Here is a 1,892-nt window from a genome sequence, read left to right on the forward strand (position 1 = left end):
GGCGAGGACGCGGCCGAGCGGCTGGCCAGCAAGGAGCCCACCCCGCAGCAGCTCTTCAACGACGCGCACTTCGACGCGGACATCCAGCAGGCCCTGGACACCCTCGCGCCGGAGTTCCGCGCCGCGGTCGTCCTGTGCGACATCGAGGGTCTGTCCTACGAGGAGATCGCCGCCACCCTCGGCGTCAAGCTGGGCACGGTCCGCTCCCGTATCCACCGCGGCCGCTCGCAGCTGCGCAAGGCCCTCGCGCACCGGTCGCCCGAGGCGCGCGCCGAGCGCCGCAGCTTCATCCCCCGGGTCCCCGCACTGGGGGGAGGGGGCGCGACCGCGTGAGTGGATCACGAACCAACCCCGCGAGCGGCCTCGCGGAACAGCACCTGGGAGACCGTCTCTCCGCGCTCGTCGACGGAGAGCTCGGTCATGAGACGCGCGAGCGCGTCCTGGCGCATGTCGCCACCTGCCCGAAATGCAAGGCGGAGGTCGACGCACAGCGCCGGTTGAAGAACGTCTTCGCCGAGACGGCACCGCCGCCGCCCTCCGAGAGTTTCCTGGCCCGCCTCCAGGGCCTGCCCGGGGGAGGCGGCGGCTCACCGCTGGGTGGCGGAGGATTCCCCGGCCTCTCCGGACGGCCCGGGGGAGCCGGGGCGTTCGACATGGGTGGCGACGAGCCGTTCGAGTTCCGCTACGTCCCGGTCCAGCCCCACCCGTCCGCCCCCGACGGGCCCGAGCAGCCTGGCGGCTTCCGGATCCACCCCGTCGGCCGCCCCGACGGCGAGCGCTCGGCCTCGCGGGGCATGCGGTTCGCGTTCGTCGCCGCCGGGGCCGTGTCGCTGGCCGCGGTGGCGCTCGGCGGTGTGACCACCGGGGCGACGGGCGACCCGGCTGCCGAGGCGCGCGGCGGCTCCGGGGCCGGCAGCAACGTGACACCGGCGCGCACGGCGGGCGCCGGCGCGGTGACCGGAACCGAGGCCGGGCGGCGCCGTCAGTCGTCCGTACCCCTGCTCGCGCAGGGACAGCGGTCGTCGTTCGGTTCTGCACCGGTGGCGCCCACCTCGCTGTCCGCGCCGCTGCTGCCCGGGGTTGCCGACTCGGCCACCGGACCGGTGCGGCCGCCGGTGACGCCGGTGGTCGCCGGTGCGGCGGTCATGTCCCCGTTGATACGTCCGCTCGGCACGCCTCCGCCCATCTCCCTGACCGCCTGGTCGCCCGACCCTCAGCTCAGGGCACCCGGCCTCCTCGCCGCGCCCGTCCCCGGCTCCACTCCCGCTCCCTCCGCTGCGCACACGGAGCACTGACCGGCGGCGGCCGGTCTCTGCGCGGTGGCCCGCGAACCTGGTTGAATCCAGGTGGTCGCGCCCATGACACCCGTCCGGGCGTGCAGTCGACGAAGCACGGCCACCGCCGACGAGGCGTGCCCCGGGCACCTGTGGGGAGAGCATGAACGAGGGGAAGCCCACGAAGTCCACCCGCCCGCGGTGGTGGAACCGGCCCCGGCCAGCTGCTCCGGCCGGTCCGGAGAACACGGCGACGGCCGGGGGACCCGGCGATCCGACCGGCACCCTGAGCGGGGAGCCGGGCACGGCACGCGCGGACGGCGTGGCAGGCGCGGTGGGTGCCGCTTCGGGTTCGGTCGGTGCCGGGAACACGGGCGCGCCCGTGGCCGACGGCGCGCTACCGGGTTCGGCCGGCGCCCAGGACACGCCGTCCCCGGGGAGCTCCGGCGACGGCGACTACGAGCTGGAGCGGCCCACTGGAGGCGAGAGCGGCGAGTCCGCGTCCGCCGACCGGGACTTCGAGCTGGAGCGTCCTCACGCGGGCACACGCGAGGCCGGGCATCGGGAAGTCGCCCTCGTCCCCTTCCCCGTCCCGATGCCCGGCCTCGCGTGTGCCCG

Annotated in this window: 2 protein-coding genes and 1 pseudogene; all 3 read left to right on the forward strand. The window is 75.9% G+C overall.

The window, feature by feature from the left end:
- The coding region (locus BZY54_RS25160) for a sigma-70 family RNA polymerase sigma factor (protein WP_143668113.1) at nucleotides 1-333 on the forward strand (333 nt) is incomplete at its 5' end.
- Nucleotides 330-1,295: an anti-sigma factor family protein gene (locus tag BZY54_RS25165; RefSeq protein WP_086727609.1), complete on the forward strand. Its 966-nt coding sequence runs from the start codon at nucleotides 330-332 to the stop codon at nucleotides 1,293-1,295. The genes BZY54_RS25160 and BZY54_RS25165, both read left to right, overlap by 4 nt.
- A gap of 142 nt (nucleotides 1,296-1,437) precedes the next feature.
- Nucleotides 1,438-1,892, forward strand: a pseudogene (locus tag BZY54_RS25170) (hypothetical protein); the annotation flags it as partial.

The sequence above is a fragment of the Streptomyces carpinensis genome, from assembly GCF_002154505.1.
GTDB lineage: Bacteria > Actinomycetota > Actinomycetes > Streptomycetales > Streptomycetaceae > Streptomyces > Streptomyces carpinensis.